Raw genomic sequence first — 18,692 nt, 5'->3', positions numbered from 1 at the left:
GGAACTTGAAAATGGCAACGGAAAAGACGTTAAGAACGTGTGAAAAAGGACATGAATACTACAAAAGTAGCGATTGTCCAACTTGCCCAACCTGTGAGAACGAGAGAGCGCCGAAAGAAGGTTTTCTCGCTCTTCTTTCAGCACCGGCCAGAAGGGCACTAGAACATCATGGAATTCATACTGTAGAAGAACTCTCGAAGTATAGTGAGAAAGAAATTTTAAAACTACATGGTATGGGACCAGCATCTTTGCCAAAGCTTAGAAAGGCTTTGGAGGAGAGCGGGTTATCATTTAAATAAAAGAAAAAGTAGGAGATATTCTCCTACTTTTTTTACGCTGTCCCAATCTGGTCTTGATCCGCCACATCAGAATCAAACGTATTTGTTGCACTAACACCGTTAAACGTATTCACGACAAATCCAACATTGGAAGCTCCAGATCCATTATAAGCTTTCGTATTTTCTTTCGGAGAAACGTTATAAAAATCCCCTAAATTGAAAGAACCATTACTGTTTTGAACGACAAGATTTCCAACAACAGAAGGCATACCATCCACCTACTTTACTAAACTTTGTAATTACTATATGAATTATTGTGCGGAAGGTTCATCTGTAATATATTGGCGAATTTGCATAATACGAGAGTTATTAAAAACATAATCAACATTTCCAATTTGAAATCCACCAGAGTTTAAAAGTGTGCGCAATTCAACGTTATTCACTTCAATAAAAGGACACTCATTTATAATGTTTAATTTTACATCTGTCGTTCGTTTCGGGATTGTAATGTATTCATCTGTAAAGATTTCAAATGCATCTAAGCGACCTTCGTCTTTTATATAACAAGGGAATTCCCGGTGAACGGCAAGAGCTCTACTTTTTAATTCCATTTGATTTGCATCCCCAACTTGAAATACGGCAGCAATCCCTAACGAAACAATAGAAACATTTTGGACAATAGACACGTGATGTAACATAATTTCTCAGTCTCCTTAACCTGGAGTAGGAGGGACATCTGTTACTAATGGCACAAATGGACCCTCTGTAACAGTTTCAAACGGCGTATCAAGAATAGAAGATAGAATGAGGAAATTTGCATCCCCAATTAAAAAGAGTGCGGACGACGATACACCGTTCATTTTAATCTGTCCGACTTTGAACTCGCGGTTTACAACGTTAAGGTTCATACATACTTACTCCTTTCGGAAATTGCCCGGTATGTGTTGAATAAAAGAGAGGAAGGCTTTGTCGATATCATGTTTCATAGCTTGAATAATGATATCTCGTAAATAATCTGGATCTGTTGAAACCCCTTCATGTGATTGTGCTTGTGATAAATAATAAGGAAGTCTATGCTCCATCTGTTTCTTTATGTCGTCAACCATCATTTGTCGATACATTTCATCGAGCGGCGTTCTCTCTTCTTGTTCAAAATGGAGAATTCGATTATATGCTTCTTCATCTAAGTAACGATGCATTTCCTGAAGGATACCTTGGTAAAAGTCTGGGTTTGTATCTGTTTCAGGATTGACCTTCAAAGTTTCCGTGTCAACTTGAAAATCCTCAATTTGTTGTCCTTTTGTTGAAAATGGATTTAATCCAATATTTAAAGTGCCATTTAAATTTTCTACTTTTAATTGATCGAATTTATATTCCACTTTTCCTATAGAAGAGGAGGGGCGACTTTTTAATTCATTAAGCTCTTCTTGTAATTGACGAACTTGATCTTCTAAGTTAAGAATGGTCGCTTGTTGTGCTTGAAGAGCTTGTTGAAGTTGGTGTAAGTAAGTATATATATCTTGATTCATTTGTGAAACCTCCTTTTCAATAGGGAGGGTAAATATATTCCTACTATATATTTATGACAAGGATGTCTTAAGAAGAACTAGTTGATGGTTTGATAGAAATAATTTGTCCTTTTGCCTGTAATGGGCGAAGGGGTTCTGTAAATCCGCCAGTATTTGAGAATTTAGATAGGGCTTTAATACTTCCGGCAGTACCAATTTGGAATACAGAAGAGGTTGTAATGCTATCAATTTTAATACTGTTAATGATGATGCTTTGGTTTACATAAAAATTCAATACAATCGCCCCCTTTAAGTTGAACCAATTATCGCTTGATCAACGACATCTGAATCATTAACAGTCGTTGCGCTTTGATAATTGTAGACAGAAACGTTATCTCCAACGTTAAAAGAGCCGGCCCCCGCGAAAGCGCGTGAATAACTAATAGGTCTAATCGCAAATACATCTCCAATATGAAAAATACCACTTGATCCAATATTAACGATACGAATATGTCCGACCATAGCTGGCATACAAAACACCTTTCGTTTTTAAAATTTTCTTTTCTACTATTGTATGGGCGTTTTTAATAAAATGTGTGTTTTTTTGAAATAAAAGAAACACACACGTTATTGTGTGTGTGTGTCGAGTGTTTGATTAGGGTGAAAATCCGTATGTACATGCCAAATTGCATTTAAGAGCCTGTCCAGTTCTTGGCTACAATCCACTGTTTTTTGAGAAGTCATTCCGTAGCGTTCAGCAAAATAAATCATTTTTTCACGTTTTTTTTCAATCGCTTGCTCAAACATTGAAATCGGCTCCATCTCTAAATGAAATTTTTAGTATATATGTAGTACATATTATACAAAAAAAACATAAAAAAGAAATGCATTCGCTAAAAAAAGTAAAATTTCTACATTTTATGCCAAATGATAAAGGAGTAACGAATCGGATATGAGAAGAATATTGTAAAAATTAGCGTGTATGAGAAGGTTTTTTTCTTACGGATGCGAATACAATTAAAGTGTATGAGTTTTAGGATGGAGAGTGGAAACATTGCGTTTGGTAACGGCGAAAAAAGATGAAAAGGTATTTGTAGGTATTGTGGATGAAGAGGAAGAAAAGGTATTGCATGTAAGAGAAGCACAAAGACAAAAAGGGGAAAAGGTTACGATTCCAATTACAATGTTAGAGTGTATTGAAAGAGGAACCGAATGTGTTGAAAAAATGTGTGAAATTGTCAATTGGGCGAAGGAAAATGAAGGAACGGCGTATTACCCGTTAACTGAGGTGAAAATATTAGCACCAATTCCAAGGCCAAGAAAGAATATTCTTTGCGTTGGAAAAAATTATCGTGAGCATGCGATGGAAATGGGCGGCGTAGAGTCAATTCCAGAAAATATAATGATCTTTACGAAAGCACCAACGACAGTGATTGGAATGGATGAAAAAATTAATAGTCATCCCCACGCAACAAATGAATTAGACTATGAAGGAGAACTAGCTATCATCATTGGTAAGCGAGGGAAACAAATAAAAAAAGAAAAAGCGCTTGAGCATGTTTTTGGTTATACCATTATAAATGATATAACTGCTCGCGACATTCAAAGGAAGCATAAGCAATTTTTCCTTGGAAAAAGTTTCGATACATTTTGTCCGATGGGACCGTATTTAATTCATAAATCGATGGTTAGTGCGCCAAATGCGTTACACATTGAAACGGTAGTAAATGGGGAAGTAAGACAAACTTCAAATACAAATAAAATGATTTTTTCAATAGAAGAAATCATTTCAACGATAAGTAAAGGAATGACATTAGAACCAGGAGATATTATCGCAACAGGAACCCCGGCTGGTGTTGGAAAAGGTTTCACACCACCGAAGTTTTTGCATGCCGGTGATGAAGTAGTTATTACAGTAGAAGGAATTGGTACTTTGCGAAATGTAGTGAAGTGAAGAAACGAGCTATCTTATTACTAGATAGCTCGTTTCTATGGTCTTGGGTGATAGAGGTAATCGATAACGGAAAAAGTGTAAAGACCAATGACTGCAAGTGTACAAATGCCAAATAGTATAACCGTAAGTGCGCTTTTTTCGCGTCCAAAACCAATGATAGTAAGAATAACAGTAGTCCAAAATGATGCTTTCAGTAGTGTGAATGTAGTGGGAGTTGAGTAGTGACTAAGCGATGTTACGGAAAGTAGGAAGCCAAAGAATGTAACTAAAAGAAAAGTTGTAGCTAAATAGTTAATATGTTTGCCGTATCTTAATAACATATCGCACCTCCTTTACGAATTTAAAATACAGAAAATTACAATTTTATTTTAGTATAAATCAATATAAAATGAAAGAGGTTGTCCCAACATGTAGGACAGCCTCTCTATTATTACGATAATACAGCTTTAATTTTTTGGAATGCCCACTCTAAATCTTCTTCAGAGATTACTAGAGGTGGTGCGATACGAATTACGTTTTCGTGTGTTTCTTTACATAACAGTCCAGCTGCTTTTAGTTGTTCACAGTAAGGGCGAGCTGGCTCGTTTAATTCGATACCGATAAATAAACCTTTACCGCGAACTTCAGTAATCATTGGGTTATCGATTTCTTTTAATTGTCCAACTAATTTTTCACCTAATTGAAGAGAACGCTCTGTTAATTTTTCTTCTTCTAACACTTCAAGAGCTGCGATAGAAACAGCACATGCAAGTGGATTACCACCGAATGTAGAACCGTGAGAACCTGGCTCGAATACCCCTAAAATGTCGCGGTTTGCTGCAACGCAAGAGATTGGGAATACGCCGCCGCCAAGTGCTTTACCAAGTATGTACATGTCAGGAGTTACACCGTCCCAGTCACAAGCAAATACTTTACCAGTACGGCCTAAGCCAGTTTGGATTTCATCTGCTACGAATAAAACGTTTTCTTTTTTACATACTTCAAGAGCTTCTTTTAAGAAACCAGCTGGTGGGATGTTAATCCCTGCTTCACCTTGGATTGGCTCTAAAATGAATGCAGCTGTGTTTGGTGTAATAGCAGCTTTTAACGCTTCTAAATCACCGTAAGGAATTACAACGATGCCAGGAAGCATTGGACCGAATCCACGCTTGTACTCTTCGTTTGAAGACATAGAAACAGCACCCATCGTACGTCCGTGGAAGTTATCTTCACAAACGATAATTTCAGCACGGTTTGCTTCTACTTTCTTCACATCATAAGCCCATCGGCGAGCTGTTTTAATTGCAGTTTCAACAGCTTCTGCACCTGTATTCATTGGAAGTACCATTTCTTTATTAGTTAGTTTCGCAACTTTTTCGTACCAAGGACCTAATTGATCGCTATGGAAAGCACGAGAAGTTAACGTAACACGATTAGCTTGGTCAATTAAAGCGTTAATAATTTTTGGGTGACGATGACCTTGGTTTACTGCCGAATATGCACTTAATAAGTCCATATAGCGGTTTCCTTCAGGATCTTCTACCCAAACGCCTTCTGCTTTAGAAATAACGATTGGAAGTGGGTGATAGTTATTTGCCCCGTATGTGTCTGTAAGTTCGATAATATCCTTAGTTTGAATCATGATTGTTCCCCCTTTTGTTATTACAAGAAGTTTGTAAATACTCTAAATATTATAGCATTTAAATGTAAAAAAGCGAAACATTTCCTGAAAATAAATGAACATGTTATCATATAGAGTGAAAAAGTGTGAAAAGAGGAGGTAAGGGATACGATGGTACATATGCATATTACAGCATGGGCGTTAGGTTTAATTTTATTCTTCGTTGCGTATTCACTTTATTCAGCAGGAAGAAAAGGGAAAGGTGTACATATGGGGCTTCGTCTCATGTACATTATCATTATTGTGACAGGCGTTTGGTTATACCTAGATCAAACTATAGTCGATAAGAGCTATCACATGTGGTACGGTCTAAAAATGCTAGCTGGTATATTGGTAATCGCTGGAATGGAAATGGTTCTTGTGAAAATGAGCAAGAACAAGGCAACGGGGGCATTCTGGGGATTATTTATTATCGCGCTTGTAGCGGTATTTTATCTAGGACTGAAATTACCGATTGGTTGGCAAGTATTCTAATAAAGAAAATAAAACCACCTTATAATCTCAAATGTTTGGGAGATAAGGTGGTTTTTTATTTTATGTTGCATCGATATGCAACTCTTCTCCGTTTACTTTCGTAAAACGAAACATATTTTTATTTGATGTAGCGTGACGAACGAAATGGTGCTGCAGTGAACAAATCATTTCTTCGTTATCGAATAAAAGAATATTTACTCCTTCACATGTTTCCTCTTTCGGTAAGAAGGATAAATAATTATGACAATACATGCAATCATATAAAGAGTAATGAAGTGATTGCAATGATTCTGTTAATAAGGTGAAAACAGAATCGGGTAACTCCTCAAGCCATTCCTTATAGCTAAGAAGTAATTTTTTTCGAATTCGTATCATTTCTCCGTTTTGTAAATGATGCTGTTCGTCGGCGATTTGTAATACATCTTGTTCATAGAAACGCGCTGGTAGCCAGTTGTTGTTATATAAAATCTCAAAGCCATCTTCGGCAATCTCTTCTAATAAAAATGCTTCCTCATTTTCGTCATCAAAGAATATCCATTCATTGTTTATATATTCTACATTACCGACTGTATGAGCGCGGGGCTGGTTATATAAAATATGTTTACGTTGTATCATACACGCTTTCTCCTTTATGAAAAGTAGTTATTTCTGTTATAGACAGTTCGTGCATTCTTTATAACTAGACACATCCGGACATAGGTGGGCATACAATAAAACACGTTTTACTGAGTGAAAATGCTATTCCAAATGTGGATAGTAGGTTATCGTCAAGTTTGTCATTTTTTTGATCCGCACTTTTAGAGTGGGGTTACTGTACGTTCAAGAAAAGAAATAAGATGGAAGGATGATTTATATGTGCGGGATTACAGGATGGGTGGATTATAAACGCTCATTAGAAGGAGAACGGGACGTCGTTACGAAGATGGCTGAGACGTTAGCGAAGCGTGGCCCAGATGATAATAAAGTTTGGATTAAAGGCAATGTCGCATTTGGGCATAAACGGTTAATCGTTGTTGATCCTGAAGGTGGTAAACAGCCGATGACTTGTTTAAAAGATGAAGCAAATTATGCAATTTGCTATAACGGTGAACTGTATAATACGGAAGATATTCGAAAGGAACTATTAAGAAGAGGATATACGTTCAGAGGTCACTCTGATACGGAAGTATTGTTAGCTTCTTATATCGAATGGAAAGAAGAATGTGTCGATCATTTAAACGGTATATATGCGTTTGCTGTATGGGATGAACAGAAAGAACAAGTGTTTATTGCGCGCGATCGATTAGGGGTAAAACCACTATTTTATAAATATGACAGTGGGCGATTACTATTTGGCTCAGAGTTAAAAGCGATATTGGCGCATCCAGATGTGAAGGCGGAAGTGACGTTAGAAGGATTATCTGAAATATTTGGCCTTGGACCATCTAGAACGCCTGGTCACGGCATTTATGCTGGTATAAAAGAATTACGTCCAGGTCATGCGATGACATTTTCGAAGAACGGTTTATGTATATGGAGATATTGGAATGTAGAAAGTAAAAAGCATGAAGATTCCTTTGAAGAAACAGTAGAAAAAACACGCTTTTTATTACAAGATTCGATTACAAGGCAGCTCGTTTCTGATGTACCATTATGCACTTTTTTATCAGGCGGTGTAGATTCAAGCGCTATAACAGCAATTGCTGCAAAAGAATACGAAAGATCGGGAAAAGGTCAATTACACACGTATTCGGTTGATTACGAAGATAATGACAAATACTTTAAAGCAAATGCGTTTCAGCCAAATTCAGATGCACCATTTATTCATTTGATGACGGAGACGTTTCAAACGATCCATCATCGCTGCGTCATTTCAAATGAACAATTAGCGCAGTATTTAACAGAAGCAGTACTCGTTCGTGATTTGCCTGGTATGGCAGATATCGATTCGTCATTATTATGGTTTTGCCGCGAAATTAAACAAGATTTTGTCGTCGGTTTATCTGGGGAATGTGCAGATGAAATATTTGGTGGTTATCCTTGGTTTTATAGAGAAGATGATTTACAATCGAGCGCATTTCCGTGGATGCGTTCTACAGAAGCGCGTGAACAATTGCTAAAGAAAGAATGGAGAAATAAATTAAATTTACAACAATATGTGCAACAACGTTATGAGGAATCGATTCAAGAAGTTCCTATTTTAGATGGGGAAAGTCCGCTAGAAGCGAAAAGACGCCAATTATTTTATTTAAATATGGTATGGTTTATGACAACATTATTAGACAGAAAAGACCGTATGAGTATGGGGGCGAGCTTAGAAGTACGTGTTCCATTTGCAGATCATCGTCTTGTCGAATATGCGTGGAATATTCCTTGGGAAATGAAAATGTATAAAAACCGCGAAAAAGGTCTATTGCGTAAAGCGTTAGAAGGGTTACTTCCAAATGAGATATTATATAGAAAGAAGAGCCCGTATCCAAAAACACATAATCCGCACTATACGAAAGCAGTAACAGTATGGATACAAGATTTATTAACAGATAAAGGCTCGATTTTACACGAGCTATTTGATAAAGAACAGCTGAGTGGATTAATTGAGTCAGGCGGCAGTGCATTCCAAACGCCATGGTATGGTCAATTAATGACTGGGCCACAACTTTTAGCTCATTTAGCACAAATTCACGTTTGGTTTAAAGAATATGGAGTAAATATTAAAGAATAGGAGAAAAGCGACTTACTTTATAAGTAAGTCGCTTTTTATTAAATAAATTGTCATATAAAATTCAAAATCATATTAGAAAAAATATTTATTTAGAATAATTATCTTTACGTACTTATTATTAGTTGTTATAATTGGAAACAAATGTTCTTGAAAAAGATTCTCATTTATAAAATTGAGGTGTTATATAGATGAAAAAGAAAAAAATAGGTTTACTCGTAATGGCGTATGGAACGCCGGATTCATTAGATGAAGTAGAGGCATATTATACACATATTCGTCATGGGCGTAAGCCGTCCGAAGAAGCACTCCAAGATTTAATTGGACGCTATAAAGCGATTGGTGGAATTTCACCGCTTGCAAAAATTACGAAAGAGCAAGCGCATAAATTAACAGACTCAATGAATAATATGTTTACAGAGTATGAATTTAATTGTTACTTAGGCTTAAAACATACTGCTCCGTTTATAGAAGATGCAGTAGAAGAGATGAAGCGCGATGGAATTGAGCAAGCAATTAGTATCGTATTAGCACCGCATTATTCTACCTTTAGCATTAAGGCATATAACGAGCGTGCAATTCGTCTCTCGGAGGAAATAGGTGGTCCTGTTATTGAGCCGATTGACCAATGGTACGATGAACCGAAGTTTATTTCGTATTGGGCAGATCAAATAAAAGAAACATTTACAAAAATTGAAGATAAAGAGAAAGCGGTCGTAATTTTTTCAGCGCATAGTTTACCAGAAAAAATTATTGCAGCAGGTGATCCTTATGTGGAGCAATTGCAGCATACAGCGGATTTAATCGCAGCAGCTGCAAATATTCAAAACTATACAATTGGTTGGCAAAGTGCCGGAAATACATCTGATCCATGGATTGGACCGGATGTACAAGATTTAACGAGAGATTTATTTGAAGATCATAGATATGAAGCTTTCATATATTGCCCAGTCGGTTTTGTGGCAGAGCATTTAGAAGTTTTATATGACAACGATTATGAGTGTAAAGTTGTGACGGATGAATTAAATGCTGCGTATTTTAGACCGAATATGCCGAATGCACAATCTATATTTATTGATTGTTTAGCTACAATTGTTTCCAAAAAAATGAAAGAAATAGTTGACAAAGAACTAATTTTGAACAATAATTAATTTATAATAATTTTAAATAAATAATAATTACTATGAAAGAAAGAGGAGGATCCCCCTAGATGAATCCAAATAATCGCTTAACAACAAACCAAGGTGCTCCGGTCGGAGATAACCAAAATTCTCGTACAGCTGGTCGCCGTGGACCAGTATTATTAGAAGACTATCATTTAGTAGAAAAACTAGCTCACTTTGATCGTGAACGTATTCCAGAGCGTGTTGTGCATGCACGTGGTGCAGGTGCTCACGGTGTATTCGTAACGAAAAACAGCATGAAGAAATATACGAAAGCAGCATTTTTACAAAATGAAGGAACTGAAACACCTGTGTTTGTTCGTTTTTCAACGGTTATTCATGGTCAAGGTTCTCCTGAAACAGCACGTGATCCACGCGGTTTCGCTGTTAAATTTTATACAGAAGAAGGAAATTACGATATTGTAGGTAACCATTTACCAGTCTTCTTCATTCGTGATGCAATTAAATTCCCTGATATGGTGCATTCTTTAAAACCAGCACCTGATACAAATATTCAAACACCAGATCGTTACTGGGATTTCATGACGTTAAGTCCAGAATCTACACATATGATGACATGGGTATTTTCTGATTACGGTACACCAGCAAGCTATCGTGAAATGGAAGGTTTCGGTGTACATTCATTCAAATGGATTAATGCAGAAGGTAAAATCGTCTACATTAAATATCATTGGAAACCACAGCAAGGTGTACGTAACTTAAGTGCAAAAGAAGTGCAAGAAGTACAAGGAAAAGACTTCAACCATGCAACTCGTGACTTGTTCGATGCAATCGAAAAAGGAAATTATCCGAAGTGGGATTTACACGTACAAGTGATGCAACTAGAAGAAACGGATTCTTTAGATTTCGATCCGTTGGATCCGACGAAAGTTTGGCCAGAAGATCGTTTCCCATTAATGGAAGTAGGGACAATGACGTTAAATCGTAACCCGAAAAACTTCTTTGCTGAAGTAGAACAAGTAGCGTTCTCTCCAAGTGCAACTGTAAATGGTATTGAACCATCTGAAGATAAATTATTACAAGGTCGTTTATTCTCTTATCCAGATACACAGCGTTACCGCCTTGGTGCAAACTACTTACAAATTCCTGTAAACTGCCCATACGCAGCTGTTCATAACCAACAACGTGATGGTGCGATGCAAATCAATCAAAACCCATCTACAATTAACTACGAACCGAGCCGTCATGCTGAAAATCCAGTTGAAGACCCAGCTTACCGCGATTCAACTATGAAAGTAGAAGGCTACGTATCTCGTGAAAAAATTGACAAACCAAATGACTTCAAACAAGCAGGTGAGCGTTACCGTTCGTTCTCTAAAGAAGAGCAAGACAACTTAATTGCAAACTTAACAAATGACTTAAAAGACGTAAATGAACGTACGAAATTACTAGCTGTATGTAACTTCTTCCGTGCAGATCAAGAGTACGGTATGCGTTTAGCGCAAGCATTAAACGTTGATATTACGCAATATGTAGGAAATGCTCCGAAATAAATTGGAAAAGACGACTGTTATGAAACGGTCGTCTTTTTTGTTTATGTAAAGTTACACGCGGGTATTCTTCAGTTTCGTTATGTCGGAATTTGTTGGTAAATCGATATATCGTGTCGAAACGTCGATATATTGAAATAATCGCTGATATATTTGAAAAATCGTCGATATATCCGAAGAATCGCTGATATATTTATATTAATACCGCTCGGGGTATGCGGCAAGTCTAATAAAAAGAGATGCAATCTACTATCAATAGATTGCATCTCTTTTTTAGTTTACTCGCTCAGTATATTCATAAGCTTTCTCCCCATGCATTGAAATATCAAGTCCCATATGTTCCTCGTGCTCATCTACCCGGACAGGGAGGAAGAAGTTAATTGCTTTAATAATCGCGTACGTCATTATAATTGTGAACGCATATGTTGCGCCGATTGCTATAAGTTGTTTCAACAGCAGCGCGGCGTTTCCGTAAAATAATCCGTTAGCGCCATCACTGTTTATGGTGGTAGTTGCAAATAGTCCTGTCGCAATGCCGCCCCAAGTTCCGCCGATGCCGTGACATCCAAATGCATCGAGTGTATCGTCGTATCCGAATTTTGTTTTTAAGAAAAAGACCGCTCCGAAGCATAATACGCCGCCAATTGCTCCGATAAGAAGAGCTGAGAAAGGTGTAACGAACCCGCAAGCTGGTGTAATAGCGACTAGACCGGAAACAACGCCGCAAGCAGCTCCCATCGCGGTCGGTTTTGATTGGAAGAACCACTCTGAAAGCATCCAAGTTAATGCGGAGGCAGCGGCAGCTATATTTGTATTAATAAATGCAGTTAAAGCTACATCATTTAAAGATAATGCGCTTCCGACGTTAAAACCAAACCAGCCGAACCATAGCAGCCCAGCGCCTAACATCGTAAATGGTAAATGATGAGGAGACGAACCGTTTATGTTTTTGCGTTTTCCAAGGAAAATAGCTAATACGAGGCCAGCCACGCCAGATGTAATATGAACGACATTACCGCCAGCGAAGTCTAATGCGCCAAGTTCTCTTAGCCATCCACCAACGCCCCATACCCAATGAGCGACAGGATTGTAAACGATTGTTGTCCATAGAAGGATGAAAATAAGGAAAGCTGAAAATCGCATTCTTTCGGCAAATGCTCCTGAAATTAGAGCGGGGGTTAGAATAGCAAACATGAGTTGAAACATCATAAATAAATTGTGAGGAATAGTAGATGAGTAGTCTGGATTTGGTGCGTAGGTAACTCCGTTTAAACCGAACCAATCGAATGTGCCGATAAGTCCGTGCCAATCTGGTCCGAATGATAAAGAATAACCAATTACAATCCATTGAATCGAAACGATAGCCATTGCGCTATAACTATGCATTGTCGTACTGAGTACGTTTTTACTGCGAACCATACCTCCATAAAAAAGTGCTAATCCTGGTGTCATTAACATGACCATTACTGTCGCTACAAACATAAAAACCGTATCTCCTGTATTCATTCTCTCTCCTCCTATAATGTTAGAAAAAATAACATCAATTTGTTATGTTTCATATCATATTCGAAATAAAAAGAAAAATCAACTAAAAATTCAGAAAATTTTATATGTAATGTTAGAAAATCTAACATGTATTAATTTAATAAGAATGAAATCAACGTATGCGATTCGTTTGGATAATTGATATAATATTCTTACAATTAAAATACATGGGGGATGCGTGTGGGGAAAATACATACTAGGAAACTATTCATTTGTTTTTGTTTAGCTGTCGTTTTGTTTGTACCAATACATACATTTGCAGATGAAAAAAGAGAGTGGCGAGACGAAGTTATATATTCCATTATGATTGATCGTTTTAATAATGGGGAACCGAAAAATGACAAACAGTTAGAAGTTGGCAATTTAGAAGGATATCAGGGCGGAGATATAAGAGGTATTATAAAAAGACTGGATTACATAAAAAAAATGGGATTTACTACTGTTATGCTTTCGCCGCTTTTTGAAAGTGTAAAATACGATGGGTTAGACGTGCGCAATTTTCAGAAGGTAAATGAACATTTCGGAACAGAAAATGATGTGAAAGAACTTTTGCAAGAAGCTCATGCAAAAGGAATGAAAGTTGTATTTCAATTTCCACTTGGAGAAAACGAACAACAAGTAATCGACTCGATGAAATGGTGGATTAAAGAAGTTGATTTAGATGCAAGTTATGTAATACATAGTGAAAAAAAGTCGCCTGCTTTTTGGGATGATGTGCAAAAAGATATGCAAGTGATAAAGAAAGATTTTCGAGTTATGACAAAAGAAGATAGTGAATACAACGAAAAAATAGTAGATGCGTTTTCCAAAGCGGACGTATCGGTGAAACCTTTATATGATGTAAGTAAAAAAGACGGAGCAGCCGCTACATTTTTAGATAATCAAGATACAAAAAGATTTGCTCGTATTGCAAAAGAGAATATGAATTATCCACCACCTCGTTTGAAACTAGCTCTTACATATTTATTAACAACACCAGGTATTCCGAATTTTTATTACGGAACTGAAATTGCATTGGATGGAGGAGGTACGCCAGATAATAGACGATTAATGGACTTCAAATCAGATGAAAAGTTTATGCAACATATAACGAAACTCGGTGAGCTTAGACAAGCGAGACCATCTTTACGCCGCGGTACGTTTGAGCTTCTATACGATAAAGATGGAATGAGTGTACTAAAGAGAAAGTATAAAGATGAAGTGACGGTAGTAGCGATTAATAATACGAGAGAAACACAAAAAGTTGCTTTACCTGCAAGTGCGATTGGTGAAAAACAAGAGCTAAGGGGATTGTTAGAAGATGAAATTATAAGAGAAGAAAACGGAAAATTTTATCTCGTTTTAAAGCGTGAAGAATCAAATGTGTATAAAGTTAACGGGGAAACAGGTGTGAATTGGCTATTTATTTCTTTAATCGTCGGTGTGAACGTATTGTTTATTGCTTTTTTAATTGTGGTTAAAAAGAAGCGGAAATAAGGGGATATTCTCTTTTGTGTTCAATTAAAAGTGCGTGATGAGGTGAGATGTTTAAGTCTTCTTATCGTATTCGTAATTCTGTATTTTGGGGATAACAGTGACGATGGGGAATTTGTTCGGTGGGACAGGCTAAGGAGAAAACTTTCTCCCTAGTCTGTTTTTCTTTGAAGTAAGACTCTCACCTCGAAATGCAACTGAGCAAAGAAGTAAAAAAATCGATAGAAGAACAATAATTGAAAATATACTAATTTTACATTACATTAAAGGATGAAAAGTATTTTGTTACTCATTGAGGGCTATATTTGAGGAGGAAAAATGGAATTTTACGATTTGGGTATTACCATTAAAGAACTTAGAATGAAAAAGAATATATCACAATCTGAATTGTGTCATGGAATATGTTCGCAAAGTCAAATTAGCAAAATAGAAAAAGGTATGATTTATCCATCTAGCATATTGTTATATCAATTATCTGAAAGACTTGGTATTGATCCAAATCATATTTTCGCACTAACTCAAAACAAAAAACTAAAATATGTAGAAAATGTAAAATGTGTAATGAGAGATTGTACAAAACAAAAACAATATAATGAACTTTATGAAATAGTGAAACAAGAGAAAACCGAAAATAATTTCCAGTTAAAAGAAGATAAACAATTTCTAATATGGCATGAAGCGATTGCTATATTTTATGTGAATAAATCAATAAAAACTGCTTTAAATCTTTTAAATAATGCACTAAAACTAACTGTAACGAATGGTGATTTTTTATCGGAAAGAGAAATAGATATTATGCAGTCGATGGCTATATTTCATTGGGCAAATAAAGAATATGAAAAGAGTATTACTATATTAAGAAGATGTTTAACTAATTTTAATAAGTTAGATTTCCCTAGAGATAAAGAGGTTAAATTAAAAATCATTTTTAATTTAGGGAAAATGTTAGGTCATGCAAATCAACATGAAGAGGCAATAAAATACAATGATATGGGTATTAAATTAGCTATTAATCTAAATACTTTATATTTATTAGGCGAATTATACTATGGGAAAGCTTGGAACATGCTAAAGCTGAAACAATGTAATGAAGAAGATGTAGCTGATAATATGAAAAAAGCATTATTTATCTTTGAACTAACAGAAAAAGAAGATCTGATAAAAATAGTTAAAGAAAAATATTTTGAACAACAAAATAAAAAAATCACTCATAATTTCTGATGAACATCTTATTATTCTCTATAAAAAAAGCACCTTATGGTGTCTTTTTTATGACTTATATCATCGATTATTACAGTTCGTAGGTTTCTTATACCAAGCTTTGTTGATGTATTTACAATTCACAGGTGTTGAAGTTTTAGATGTATCCCCAGGTGTAGTTATATTATTAGAACACCCTGCAATATATAGACAGAATGTAGTTAATAAAAAACATAGTATTAATTTCTTCAAATAACCACTTCTAACTCTTTTTAATTAACATTTTTCATAAAATAAATTCCTTACTAATTTTACATTACAGGAAAGGGTGGAAAATATTCATATACTCATAATTTGTTACATTTGATTGGGGAGGGAGGTTTTTGTTCCGATTTTTAAAAGGGTCTTCTTCATTTATGCATAAAATTTATCCGATTGCCCGTAAGTTTAGACTTTTACACGCTAAAAAGAAAAACATCCTCTACATAGAGGATGTTTTTCTTTTTAGCGGTAGTTAATAAATTGTACGTCAATCGGTAAGTCAGCGCTACGAACTGCTGCGATAACTGCTTGTAAGTCATCACGGCTTTTCGCTGTAACACGTACTTGATCATCTTGTACTTGTGTTTTTACTTTTAATTTCATTTCTTTAATGATATTGTTAATTTTTTTTGCGTTATCTTTATCGATACCTTGTTGAAGTGTTGCGCGTTGGCGAACAGTGTTACCAGCCGCGGCTTCAACTTTTCCGTAATCTAAGTTCTTAATTGGAACGTTACGTTTTACGAGTTTAGAAATAAGAACGTCTTTTACTTGCTCTAATTTGAACTCATCGTCAGAAGTTAAAACAAGTACTTCTTTCTCAAGTTTAATATCACTTTTACTTCCTTTAAAGTCATATCGGTTTTGGATTTCTTTTAATGCAGTGTTAATTGCGTTTGTTACTTCAGGTAATTCTACTTTCGAAACGATGTCAAAAGAACTATCTTTTGCCATAGTTAGCACCTCCAAATAAATTTCTAATCTTTTTATGTATTGTACATACTAAAGTATAGCTGAAAACGAGCTTAGACTTAAGTGTTTTCGTACTTATAATGATATAACCTCATTTTATTATAGTGAATTTTGGGCAGTTGGACAAATAAAGAGAAAATCGTGTTATAATTAACTTTTGTTTGGAATGATAAAAAGATAAAAAAGTTAATTTTACCCCGCATTAACGGGCAGTAAGACTCCCACCTCAAAATTCGACTGTATCAAAGAAGGGAGGCGGGAGATCAACTGCCCGTAAAAGCCCGATTGGTTCAACTAATAATCAGTGGGAAGGAACAAAACCTCCACTGATTAAAGTTTCACTTTATATATAGAGAAGGGAATTAAAAAAATATGTATTTACAAATAGGATCGATTGAACAGGTAACTGTTTTACGCGAAACGGAAATTGGATATATGGTTGGAAATGAAGAAGAAGAAATTTTCCTACATAAAAATGAAGTAGCTGGAGAAATTGAAGAAGGCGATACGATTGATGTATTCTTATACCTTGACCACCAAAATCGTATTTCGGCAACAATGAAGGAGCCAATTATTACAACATATGATTGGAACTGGGTAAAGGTTGTAGAAGTTATTCCTAGTTTAGGTGTGTTTGTTGATATTGGTGTATCAAAAGATATACTAATTCCAGCTGATGAATTCCCAATTTATATGCCAGTATGGCCAGAAGTTGGAGACGAATTATATTGTACGTTAAAATTAACGAATCGTGATCGTTTAATTGCTCTTCCAGCAAGAGATAGTGATATGCAAGAAATCGTTGTAGATGCGACACCATCTATGCGTAATAAAAACGTAAACGGACGTGTGTATCGTTCACTTCAAGTTGGTTCGTTCGTATTAACAGATGAGCATTTCCGTGCATTTTTACATCATACAGAAAGAAAAGAGCAAGTTCGCATCGGTCAACGTGTAACGGGACGAATTATTGATGTAAAAGATGACGGTACAATTAACATCTCCCTTCTTCCTCGTAAAGAAGAAGGAATGGAAGATGATGCTACAGTGATTTATGCATATATGGAAGAACGAGGCGGAGCAATGCCGTTTTGGGATAAGAGCTATCCAGAAGACATTAAAGAACGTTTCAATATGAGTAAAGCTGCATTTAAGCGTGCACTTGGTAAGTTGATGAAAGAAGAAAAGGTTTACCAAGAAGAAGGTTGGACGTACTTTAAGAAATAAAGGAAATAAAAAGCACCACCTTATATTTTACCTATAAGGTGGTGCTTTTTTAATTCCCTTGCTCATGTACAAGAGTAAACGTATCTTTCAACTCACTATCGTTTATTTTAATATTTGCTTTTTTTAATTCATTTTGCAATAGTTTTTTGCCGAATATAGGGTCAGAGATACGTTCTTCTTCTAAGTTTTTGCGAATAGAGTCTTTCACTTCATCATAGGGTTTTAACTCTTTTTTATCAGTTAATTTAATAATATGATAACCGTTTGGTGATGTAACGGGATTGCTAATTTGTCCGACCTTTAGTTTATAGGCAGCAGTTTCAAATTCAGGTGCCATTCTACCTGAATTGAAATATCCGAGGTCTCCGCCTTTTTCTTTTGATAGTAGGTCTTGCGATTCTTGTTTTGCTAGTTCTTCAAATGAAGCACCAGCATCTAATTTTTTCTTTATTTCTTTCGCTTCATTTTCGTCACTTACTAAAATATGGCTTGCTTTAATTTCTGGTTTATAGTGGTCTTTCACGTCTTTTTCTGTAATACTTTTCTTAATCGCTTCATTCATAGCAAGTTTGAACTTAATTTGATTTTTGAAATCAGCTTCATCTTTTAAACCATTGTTTTTCAATACGTTTTTAAATTGGTCTCCGTATTGATTTTTAGCTTTTTGTAATTCTTTATCTACATCATCGTCAGATACTTTATATTTTTTCGTGATAACGTCTTGCGCCATCATTTCGTACAGCATGTCTTTTCCGTAACGATCTTTCAACTGTTTTTCGAAGTCGCTCTTCGTAATGGTTGAGTCTGTTGCTGTAGCGACTGTATCTGAGTCGTTTTTTTGTCCACAAGCAGATAGCATTAATATACTTAGTAGTGCAGTAATAATGAAAATGTGTTTTCCTCTCATGCTAACACCTCATCCGAATATGTTATCGCTATTGTAGAATATAGAAGTGAACATGAAGTGAATTTTTAATGTTTTTTCCC

Annotated in this window: 22 protein-coding genes; 9 read left to right on the top strand and 13 right to left on the bottom strand. The window is 35.8% G+C overall.

The genetic code is table 11. From position 1 onward, the window contains the following. Positions 1 to 11 precede the first annotated feature (11 nt). The gene (locus tag RCJ96_RS09110; RefSeq protein ID WP_262726315.1) at positions 12 to 299 is read left to right on the top strand and encodes an RNA polymerase alpha subunit C-terminal domain-containing protein; all 288 of its coding nucleotides are present in this window, start codon (positions 12 to 14) and stop codon (positions 297 to 299) included. A 32-nt stretch (positions 300 to 331) separates the two neighbouring features. On the opposite strand, the gene gerPF is transcribed toward RCJ96_RS09110, so the two are convergent. The 7 genes from gerPF to RCJ96_RS09075 form a co-directional block, all read right to left on the bottom strand. Next, positions 332 to 547 (bottom strand): spore germination protein GerPF, encoded by a 216-nt coding sequence (gerPF, locus tag RCJ96_RS09105; protein WP_001141566.1) that lies wholly within the window; start codon positions 545 to 547, stop codon positions 332 to 334. Positions 548 to 589: 42 nt separating this feature from the next. Further along, entirely contained in the window at positions 590 to 976 is a 387-nt protein-coding gene (locus RCJ96_RS09100) for a spore germination protein GerPE (RefSeq protein WP_000902334.1), read from the bottom strand. A gap of 15 nt (positions 977 to 991) precedes the next feature. Then, positions 992 to 1,186 carry a spore germination protein GerPD gene (gene gerPD, locus RCJ96_RS09095; protein ID WP_001052802.1) on the bottom strand — a complete coding sequence of 65 codons (195 nt, stop codon included), beginning with the start codon at positions 1,184 to 1,186 and terminating at the stop codon, positions 992 to 994. 6 nt (positions 1,187 to 1,192) lie between these two features. Then, positions 1,193 to 1,807, bottom strand: coding sequence for a spore germination protein GerPC (gene gerPC / locus RCJ96_RS09090; RefSeq protein WP_416504229.1), 615 nt, complete (start codon positions 1,805 to 1,807; stop codon positions 1,193 to 1,195). Positions 1,808 to 1,874: 67 nt separating this feature from the next. Continuing rightward, positions 1,875 to 2,081 carry a spore germination protein GerPB gene (gene gerPB / locus RCJ96_RS09085; protein ID WP_001012508.1) on the bottom strand — a complete coding sequence of 69 codons (207 nt, stop codon included), beginning with the start codon at positions 2,079 to 2,081 and terminating at the stop codon, positions 1,875 to 1,877. A gap of 14 nt (positions 2,082 to 2,095) precedes the next feature. After that, complete coding sequence (gene gerPA / locus RCJ96_RS09080) at positions 2,096 to 2,317, bottom strand: spore germination protein GerPA (RefSeq protein WP_001111188.1); 222 nt, start codon at positions 2,315 to 2,317, stop codon at positions 2,096 to 2,098. A 96-nt stretch (positions 2,318 to 2,413) separates the two neighbouring features. Continuing rightward, the gene (locus tag RCJ96_RS09075; RefSeq protein ID WP_000462840.1) at positions 2,414 to 2,593 is read right to left on the bottom strand and encodes an aspartyl-phosphate phosphatase Spo0E family protein; all 180 of its coding nucleotides are present in this window, start codon (positions 2,591 to 2,593) and stop codon (positions 2,414 to 2,416) included. Between the two features lie 247 nt (positions 2,594 to 2,840). Between RCJ96_RS09075 and RCJ96_RS09070 the strand changes: the two genes are divergently transcribed. Next, positions 2,841 to 3,740, top strand: a complete 900-nt coding sequence (locus tag RCJ96_RS09070) for a fumarylacetoacetate hydrolase family protein (RefSeq protein ID WP_416504227.1) — start codon at positions 2,841 to 2,843, stop codon at positions 3,738 to 3,740. 35 nt (positions 3,741 to 3,775) lie between these two features. Here RCJ96_RS09070 and RCJ96_RS09065 read toward each other — a convergent pair whose 3' ends face one another. After that, positions 3,776 to 4,060, bottom strand: a complete 285-nt coding sequence (locus RCJ96_RS09065) for a hypothetical protein (protein ID WP_000926868.1) — start codon at positions 4,058 to 4,060, stop codon at positions 3,776 to 3,778. A 110-nt stretch (positions 4,061 to 4,170) separates the two neighbouring features. Next, positions 4,171 to 5,361 (bottom strand): ornithine aminotransferase, encoded by a 1,191-nt coding sequence (rocD, locus tag RCJ96_RS09060; protein WP_000616655.1) that lies wholly within the window; start codon positions 5,359 to 5,361, stop codon positions 4,171 to 4,173. Between the two features lie 150 nt (positions 5,362 to 5,511). Here rocD and RCJ96_RS09055 point away from each other — a divergent pair, with 150 nt between their 5' ends. After that, positions 5,512 to 5,874 carry a YisL family protein gene (locus tag RCJ96_RS09055; RefSeq protein WP_000233503.1) on the top strand — a complete coding sequence of 121 codons (363 nt, stop codon included), beginning with the start codon at positions 5,512 to 5,514 and terminating at the stop codon, positions 5,872 to 5,874. 60 nt (positions 5,875 to 5,934) lie between these two features. Here the strand turns inward: RCJ96_RS09055 and RCJ96_RS09050 are convergent, their stop codons facing one another. After that, positions 5,935 to 6,489 carry a DUF2777 domain-containing protein gene (locus tag RCJ96_RS09050; RefSeq protein ID WP_000616042.1) on the bottom strand — a complete coding sequence of 185 codons (555 nt, stop codon included), beginning with the start codon at positions 6,487 to 6,489 and terminating at the stop codon, positions 5,935 to 5,937. Positions 6,490 to 6,727: 238 nt separating this feature from the next. Here RCJ96_RS09050 and asnB point away from each other — a divergent pair, with 238 nt between their 5' ends. The 3 genes from asnB (at position 6,728) to katB (ending at position 11,249) form a co-directional block, all read left to right on the top strand. Further along, positions 6,728 to 8,575, top strand: coding sequence for an asparagine synthase (glutamine-hydrolyzing) (gene asnB, locus RCJ96_RS09045; protein ID WP_074610534.1), 1,848 nt, complete (start codon positions 6,728 to 6,730; stop codon positions 8,573 to 8,575). 188 nt (positions 8,576 to 8,763) lie between these two features. Beyond that, on the top strand, positions 8,764 to 9,723 hold the full coding sequence (gene hemH / locus RCJ96_RS09040) for a ferrochelatase (protein WP_073543590.1): 960 nt from the start codon (positions 8,764 to 8,766) through the stop codon (positions 9,721 to 9,723). A 59-nt stretch (positions 9,724 to 9,782) separates the two neighbouring features. After that, positions 9,783 to 11,249, top strand: a complete 1,467-nt coding sequence (gene katB, locus RCJ96_RS09035) for a catalase KatB (protein ID WP_001069156.1) — start codon at positions 9,783 to 9,785, stop codon at positions 11,247 to 11,249. A 270-nt stretch (positions 11,250 to 11,519) separates the two neighbouring features. On the opposite strand, the gene RCJ96_RS09030 is transcribed toward katB, so the two are convergent. Continuing rightward, positions 11,520 to 12,752 (bottom strand): ammonium transporter, encoded by a 1,233-nt coding sequence (locus RCJ96_RS09030; RefSeq protein ID WP_416504226.1) that lies wholly within the window; start codon positions 12,750 to 12,752, stop codon positions 11,520 to 11,522. 213 nt (positions 12,753 to 12,965) lie between these two features. Here RCJ96_RS09030 and RCJ96_RS09025 point away from each other — a divergent pair, with 213 nt between their 5' ends. Then, entirely contained in the window at positions 12,966 to 14,267 is a 1,302-nt protein-coding gene (locus tag RCJ96_RS09025) for an alpha-amylase family glycosyl hydrolase (protein WP_074610541.1), read from the top strand. Between the two features lie 315 nt (positions 14,268 to 14,582). After that, positions 14,583 to 15,485, top strand: coding sequence for a helix-turn-helix domain-containing protein (locus tag RCJ96_RS09020; protein ID WP_098923568.1), 903 nt, complete (start codon positions 14,583 to 14,585; stop codon positions 15,483 to 15,485). Positions 15,486 to 15,968: 483 nt separating this feature from the next. Here RCJ96_RS09020 and RCJ96_RS09015 read toward each other — a convergent pair whose 3' ends face one another. Beyond that, positions 15,969 to 16,460, bottom strand: a complete 492-nt coding sequence (locus tag RCJ96_RS09015; RefSeq protein ID WP_001040153.1) for a YajQ family cyclic di-GMP-binding protein — start codon at positions 16,458 to 16,460, stop codon at positions 15,969 to 15,971. 390 nt (positions 16,461 to 16,850) lie between these two features. Here RCJ96_RS09015 and RCJ96_RS09010 point away from each other — a divergent pair, with 390 nt between their 5' ends. Further along, positions 16,851 to 17,705, top strand: a complete 855-nt coding sequence (locus RCJ96_RS09010) for a CvfB family protein (RefSeq protein WP_000281267.1) — start codon at positions 16,851 to 16,853, stop codon at positions 17,703 to 17,705. Between the two features lie 49 nt (positions 17,706 to 17,754). Here the strand turns inward: RCJ96_RS09010 and prsA are convergent, their stop codons facing one another. After that, positions 17,755 to 18,612 (bottom strand): peptidylprolyl isomerase PrsA, encoded by an 858-nt coding sequence (gene prsA, locus RCJ96_RS09005; protein WP_001214230.1) that lies wholly within the window; start codon positions 18,610 to 18,612, stop codon positions 17,755 to 17,757. Positions 18,613 to 18,692: the final 80 nt, after the last annotated feature.

This window comes from Bacillus sp. BSL6 (genome assembly GCF_052928345.1).
This window is presented reverse-complemented; position numbering and strand designations above follow the sequence as displayed.

Excerpts from the sequence above, each read along its gene's own strand:
- gerPF (WP_001141566.1), bottom strand. The coding sequence starts at position 547 with ATGCCTTCTGTTGTTGGAAATCTTGTCGTTCAAAACAGTAATGGTTCT.
- prsA (WP_001214230.1), bottom strand. The coding sequence starts at position 18,612 with ATGAGAGGAAAACACATTTTCATTATTACTGCACTACTAAGTATATTA.
- hemH (WP_073543590.1), top strand. The coding sequence starts at position 8,764 with ATGAAAAAGAAAAAAATAGGTTTACTCGTAATGGCGTATGGAACGCCG.
- RCJ96_RS09055 (WP_000233503.1), top strand. The coding sequence starts at position 5,512 with ATGGTACATATGCATATTACAGCATGGGCGTTAGGTTTAATTTTATTC.
- RCJ96_RS09020 (WP_098923568.1), top strand. The coding sequence starts at position 14,583 with ATGGAATTTTACGATTTGGGTATTACCATTAAAGAACTTAGAATGAAA.
- RCJ96_RS09065 (WP_000926868.1), bottom strand. The coding sequence starts at position 4,060 with ATGTTATTAAGATACGGCAAACATATTAACTATTTAGCTACAACTTTT.
- gerPD (WP_001052802.1), bottom strand. The coding sequence starts at position 1,186 with ATGAACCTTAACGTTGTAAACCGCGAGTTCAAAGTCGGACAGATTAAA.
- RCJ96_RS09015 (WP_001040153.1), bottom strand. The coding sequence starts at position 16,460 with ATGGCAAAAGATAGTTCTTTTGACATCGTTTCGAAAGTAGAATTACCT.
- RCJ96_RS09075 (WP_000462840.1), bottom strand. The coding sequence starts at position 2,593 with ATGTTTGAGCAAGCGATTGAAAAAAAACGTGAAAAAATGATTTATTTT.
- rocD (WP_000616655.1), bottom strand. The coding sequence starts at position 5,361 with ATGATTCAAACTAAGGATATTATCGAACTTACAGACACATACGGGGCA.
- RCJ96_RS09100 (WP_000902334.1), bottom strand. The coding sequence starts at position 976 with ATGTTACATCACGTGTCTATTGTCCAAAATGTTTCTATTGTTTCGTTA.
- asnB (WP_074610534.1), top strand. The coding sequence starts at position 6,728 with ATGTGCGGGATTACAGGATGGGTGGATTATAAACGCTCATTAGAAGGA.
- RCJ96_RS09110 (WP_262726315.1), top strand. The coding sequence starts at position 12 with ATGGCAACGGAAAAGACGTTAAGAACGTGTGAAAAAGGACATGAATAC.
- RCJ96_RS09010 (WP_000281267.1), top strand. The coding sequence starts at position 16,851 with ATGTATTTACAAATAGGATCGATTGAACAGGTAACTGTTTTACGCGAA.
- katB (WP_001069156.1), top strand. The coding sequence starts at position 9,783 with ATGAATCCAAATAATCGCTTAACAACAAACCAAGGTGCTCCGGTCGGA.
- gerPA (WP_001111188.1), bottom strand. The coding sequence starts at position 2,317 with ATGCCAGCTATGGTCGGACATATTCGTATCGTTAATATTGGATCAAGT.
- RCJ96_RS09050 (WP_000616042.1), bottom strand. The coding sequence starts at position 6,489 with ATGATACAACGTAAACATATTTTATATAACCAGCCCCGCGCTCATACA.
- RCJ96_RS09030 (WP_416504226.1), bottom strand. The coding sequence starts at position 12,752 with ATGAATACAGGAGATACGGTTTTTATGTTTGTAGCGACAGTAATGGTC.
- RCJ96_RS09025 (WP_074610541.1), top strand. The coding sequence starts at position 12,966 with ATGCGTGTGGGGAAAATACATACTAGGAAACTATTCATTTGTTTTTGT.
- gerPC (WP_416504229.1), bottom strand. The coding sequence starts at position 1,807 with ATGAATCAAGATATATATACTTACTTACACCAACTTCAACAAGCTCTT.